Below are 4,782 nucleotides of genomic sequence, written 5' to 3' on the forward strand. Positions count from 1 at the left end.
GCCCCCACCCGTGCACCGCACGAGTGGGGGCGCCCACAGCCCACAGAGGAGCCCGCCGGCTAGGCCCGGCGCCAAGGCAGCTCCGCCGTGACCCGCGTCGGCCCCGCCACCGGCGAATCCACCACCAGAATCCCGTCCACCGCGCCCAACCGCTCCGTGAGCCCCGCCAGCCCCGACCCGGCAGACACATCGGCCCCACCGACCCCGTTGTCCACCACCTGGAGCATCAGCCGGTCGTCCACCTTCCACACATCCACCGTCGCCCGAGTGGCCCTGGAGTGCTTGCTGACGTTCTGCAGCAGTTCGCACACCGTGAAGTACGCGATCCCCTCGATCGCGGGCGCCGGCCGAGCCGCCGGCAGATCCACCTCCACCTGCACCGGCACCGTGCACCGGGACGCCACCGCCGACAACGCCGCGTCGAGCCCCCGGTCCGTCAGCACCGCCGGATGAATCCCCCGCGCCAGGTCCCGCAACTCCTGCAGCGCCGTCTTCACCTCACCGTGCGCCTCGTCCACCATCCGTGCCGCCGCCCGCGGATCCTCCGCCAGCTTCTCCTTCGCGAGCCCGAGATCCATCGCCAGCGCCACCAGCCGCGCCTGCGCCCCGTCGTGCAGATCGCGCTCGATGCGGCGCAGGTCGGCCGCCGCCGTGTCGACCACGACCCCCCGGTCCGACTCCAGCTCCACCACCCGAGTCGCCAGCAGGGACGGCCCCAGCAGCCCCCGCACCATCACCCGGTCCACCATCGTCAGCGCCCGCACGATCCACGGCGTGGCCATGGTGAACAGCAGCCCGACCAGCGCGGTCACGGTGATCTCGAACGGGTTGTCCAGATACACGTGGTGCGACTCATCGCCGTACAACTGGATACCGTCCTGACCCACCCACATGGGGAAGACCCAGAACCACAGCGGATACGTGAGCATCGCCCACCCGCACACCCAGAGGTTCACCGCCACCACGAACGAGAACACCGCCCACGGAAACTGCACCATCGCGTACAGCATGTGCCGCCACGAGGTGCCGCTCCTGAGCAGGGCCCCCATCCACGCCATGGGCCCGGACCGCTTCATCCGCAGCGGCTCGGGCGAGGCCACCTCCATCCCGAGCAACCCACGCGCCCGGGCACGCTCCATCGCGCCGAGCCCCCGGGCGCCTGCCAGCGCGCCGGCCAGCACCGGTACACCGAGGAACGTGATCAGCAGCCCCGCCCCGAGCGACACCATCGTCACGGCGTACACGAACATCAGGGTGCCGATCGGCAGGCTCAGCAGCACATACGCGAACTCCCGCCAGCTGCGCGCCTCGAACGGCGCCCGCAGCCCCGCGGGAAGCCGGTGCCGCCGTTCCCTGACCGCCCCGGAGCCGTCCCAGCTCCCGTACCCGTGTCCGTACTCCGTGGCCATGGCCGCCGTCCGTTTCTCTTCGGATCCCGCACTTCGGATGTCGTGTGCCGTGGTTCCACAGTGCTCGCAGCGAGCCGACGGGACCATGAAGGAAGTCGGCGTCTTCAGGCGGGGGTTTTCCCCACCTCGCCCCTCCGGGATCCCTCAAGGGCACTCGAGACGCACGCCACCCCGTACGGCGGCGGCACGCGCCGGAGCCCTCACGCACTCACCGGCTGCGGACCGCCTCGTCCCCCCGGTCCCGCCACGGCAGCTCCGCCGTCACCGTCGTGGGCCCCCCGACCGGCGAGTCGACGACGAACAGCCCGTCCACCGCGCCCAACCGGTCCGCGAGCCCCGCCATCCCCGTACCGCCGTCGAGGCTGGCACCGCCGCGGCCGTCGTCCGAGACCTGGATGAGCAGCCGTTCGTCCGAGCGCCACACGTCGACCGCCGCGGAACGGGCCCCACTGTGCTTGCTGACGTTCTGCAGCAGCTCGGAGACGGTGAAGTAGGCGATGCCCTCGATCGCGGCGGCCGGCCGCGTCGCGAGGTCGACGGTCACCTTCACGGGCGCCGTGCACCGCGAGGCGACGGCCGACAACGCCGCGTCCAGCCCCCGGTCCGTGAGTACCGCCGGATGGATCCCCCGCGCGAGGTCCCGCAGCTCCTGGAGCGCCAGCTTCACCTCGCCGTGCGCCTCCTCGACCATCGCCGCCGCCGTGTCCGGGTCCTCCAGGAGCTTCTCCTTGGCCAGCCCGAGGCCCATCGCGAGGTTCACCAGGCGGGCCTGGGCACCGTCGTGGAGATCGCGTTCGATGCGGCGCAGGTCGGCCGCCGCCGTGTCGACCACGACCCCCCGGTCCGACTCCAGCTCCGCGATACGGCGTTCCAGTTCCTCGGAGGGGGAGAGGAGGCCGCGCACCATCACCCGGTCCACGTTCGTCAGCGCACGCGCTACGTACGGCAGTACCGGCCATGCCACGAACAACGAGGTGATCGTGACGGTGAAGGTCACGATCCCCCAGGGCAGCCGCATGAACTCGTACAGCATCGTGCGCCAGCCCACCGGGTCCTTCACACTCATCCACACCTGCGAGACGAACCCACCGCCCCCTCGCAGCGGCAGCGGACTCGGCTCGTCCACCCGCACCCGCAGCAGCGACCGGGCCCGCGCCCGCTCCAGCTTCCCCAGCTGCCGGGCACCCACCAGCGCGGCCGCGAGCAGCGGGAAGCCGATCACCGTCACCGTCAGAAAGGCCGAGGTGAACAGCACGGTCACGACGTACGTGAACCCGAACACCGCCAGCGGCAGGTTGGCCAGAAGATGCGCGATCTCCCGCCACGTCTGCCCCTCGAACGCGAACCGCGCGGGCGGCAACGGTTCGGACAGCGTCGGGCCGCCGGTTCGCGGCGGTCGGGTGGGCGGGACCCAGGGGATCTGTCTGTCCCGTGAAGGGTGCGGCTGATCGGAGCCGACGGGGATACGAGCGGTCATGGTCCCCAGCCTGCCCGGCGGGCCCCTGCCCGCGCCATGAGGCGGACCGCCCGGCCATCCTGGGGAAAACCCCACCATCCCCGGCACCTCGGGCGGCCTCCGCACGTCGAGCCGGGGCGCGTTACCGTTCAAGCTGTGACGGGCTACTTACCGTCTCTTTAGCAGGGCCTAGACTCCCGTGCGTACGGATCACCGAACCGCAGCGTTCACGGTCGAAGTCCACCAGGGGCGAAGTCAGGGAGTGAGGGGACGGACGTGCCGAACCCGACGGTTGTCGCCGCTGTCGCGGAACACGGGACCACGACGGGAGCCGGGACCACGACGGGAGCCGGGACCGTGGCCGCGGCGGACTACTTCCAGTCCTACTCGGTCGTCGGACTGCTCGCCGCCGTCGGCGTGCTGTTCGTCGCCGTCGCCTTCGGCGCGGGCCGACTCCTGCGCCCTGTCGTCCCCACCCCCGAGAAGCTGCTCACGTACGAGTGCGGAGTCGACCCTGTCGGCGAGGGCTGGGCGCACACCCAGGTCCGCTACTACGTGTACGCCTTCCTCTACGTGATCTTCGCCGTCGACTCGATCTTCCTGTTCCCCTGGGCGACGGTCTTCGCCGCCCCCGGCTACGGCGCGACGACGCTCGTGGAGATGTTCATCTTCCTGGGCTTCCTGGCCGTCGGCCTGCTCTACGCATACAAGAAGGGCGTCCTGGCATGGACGTGACGCCAGAAGTGACCTCGCCGGAGACTGCTTCCGCTTCCGCGGAGCCGGTTCTCCTCCCGGAACCGAAGCGCCTCGGCGCGCTCGCGCGCCTCGCCCCGGAGCCGATGAAGGTGATCCTGAACTGGGGCCGCCGCTACTCGCTCTGGGTGTTCAACTTCGGTCTCGCCTGTTGCGCGATCGAGTTCATCGCCGCATCGATGGCCCGCCACGACTTCATCCGCCTCGGCGTGATCCCGTTCGCGCCCGGCCCGCGCCAGGCCGACCTGATGGTCGTCTCCGGCACGGTCACGGACAAGATGGCCCCGGCCGTGAAGCGCCTGTACGAGCAGATGCCGGAGCCGAAGTACGTCATCTCGTTCGGCGCGTGCAGCAACTGCGGCGGCCCCTACTGGGACTCGTACTCCGTCACGAAGGGCGTCGACCAGATCATCCCCGTCGACGTGTACGTCCCCGGCTGCCCGCCCCGCCCGGAGGCCCTGCTCCAGGGCATCCTGAAGCTCCAGGAGAAGATCGCGCGCGAGTCGCTGGGGGAGCGGTACGGCCATGGAGCGCGCCCTTCGACGGCCGCGCTGCAGAGCGGTCTCGTGACGCCACCGGCCGCCGCGGGGGAGGGGGACCGGTGACAGGCTGGCTCCCCGCCCCCGTCGAGGAACTCTTCGGCCCCGAGGCCACGGCCGAGGAGTCGTACGGTGTCCTCACCGTGGACGTCCCGTCCGCATCCTGGATCGAGGCGCTCCGCACTGCCCACTCCGCGCTGGGCTGCACCTACTTCGACTGGCTGAGCGCGGTCGACGAGCCAGGCACGGGCTTCCGCGTCGCGGCCCACGTCGTCGCTCTGTCCCCGGTCCGCCGCCTTCTGCTCCGCACCACGGTCCCGCACGAGACCCCCGCCCTGCCGACCGCCACCGGGGTCTACGCGGGCGCGGCCTGGCACGAGCGCGAGACCCACGAAATGTTCGGCGTCACCTTCGAGGGCCACCCGGCCCTCGACCCGCTCCTGCTGCCCGAGGGCTTCGAGGGCCACCCCCTGCGCAAGGACTTCGTCCTGGCCGCGCGCGTGGCCAAGGCCTGGCCGGGCGCCAAGGAGCCGGGCGAGTCCGAACACGGCGGCCCCAAGCGCCGCCAGATGCTCCCCCCGGGCGTCCCCGACCCCAACGAGTGGGGCCCCCTGAAGGGGCAGCT

5 protein-coding genes are annotated in these 4,782 nt (G+C 71.3%); 3 read left to right on the top strand and 2 right to left on the bottom strand.

What is annotated here, in order from left to right; all coding sequences use genetic code 11:
* Nucleotides 1-59: 59 nt before the first annotated feature.
* Both FNH08_RS44690 and FNH08_RS44695 read right to left on the bottom strand, forming a co-directional pair.
* Nucleotides 60-1,409 carry a sensor histidine kinase gene (locus FNH08_RS44690; RefSeq protein ID WP_152777231.1) on the bottom strand — a complete coding sequence of 450 codons (1,350 nt, stop codon included), beginning with the start codon at nucleotides 1,407-1,409 and terminating at the stop codon, nucleotides 60-62.
* A 208-nt stretch (nucleotides 1,410-1,617) separates the two neighbouring features.
* Nucleotides 1,618-2,886, bottom strand: a complete 1,269-nt coding sequence (locus tag FNH08_RS44695) for a sensor histidine kinase (protein ID WP_152777232.1) — start codon at nucleotides 2,884-2,886, stop codon at nucleotides 1,618-1,620.
* A gap of 255 nt (nucleotides 2,887-3,141) precedes the next feature.
* On the opposite strand from FNH08_RS44695, the gene FNH08_RS44700 reads away from it, so the two are divergent.
* From FNH08_RS44700 to FNH08_RS44710, 3 genes are all read left to right on the top strand, one after another.
* Nucleotides 3,142-3,600 carry an NADH-quinone oxidoreductase subunit A gene (locus FNH08_RS44700; RefSeq protein ID WP_407704575.1) on the top strand — a complete coding sequence of 153 codons (459 nt, stop codon included), beginning with the start codon at nucleotides 3,142-3,144 and terminating at the stop codon, nucleotides 3,598-3,600.
* On the top strand, nucleotides 3,591-4,223 hold the full coding sequence (locus FNH08_RS44705; protein WP_152777233.1) for an NADH-quinone oxidoreductase subunit B: 633 nt from the start codon (nucleotides 3,591-3,593) through the stop codon (nucleotides 4,221-4,223). Before FNH08_RS44700 ends, FNH08_RS44705 begins: the two co-directional genes overlap by 10 nt.
* Nucleotides 4,220-4,782 (top strand): NADH-quinone oxidoreductase subunit C (locus FNH08_RS44710; RefSeq protein ID WP_322726455.1); only part of this gene is annotated, 563 nt, incomplete at its 3' end. The genes FNH08_RS44705 and FNH08_RS44710, both read left to right, overlap by 4 nt.

Origin of the sequence: Streptomyces spongiae, assembly GCF_009377185.1 — a bacterium.
GTDB lineage: Bacteria > Actinomycetota > Actinomycetes > Streptomycetales > Streptomycetaceae > Streptomyces > Streptomyces spongiae.

What these genes read in the sequence shown, in the direction of transcription:
- FNH08_RS44690 (WP_152777231.1), bottom strand. Translation starts at nt 1,409, where the DNA reads ATGGCCACGGAGTACGGACACGGGTACGGGAGCTGGGACGGCTCCGGG.
- FNH08_RS44695 (WP_152777232.1), bottom strand. Translation starts at nt 2,886, where the DNA reads ATGACCGCTCGTATCCCCGTCGGCTCCGATCAGCCGCACCCTTCACGG.
- FNH08_RS44705 (WP_152777233.1), top strand. Translation starts at nt 3,591, where the DNA reads ATGGACGTGACGCCAGAAGTGACCTCGCCGGAGACTGCTTCCGCTTCC.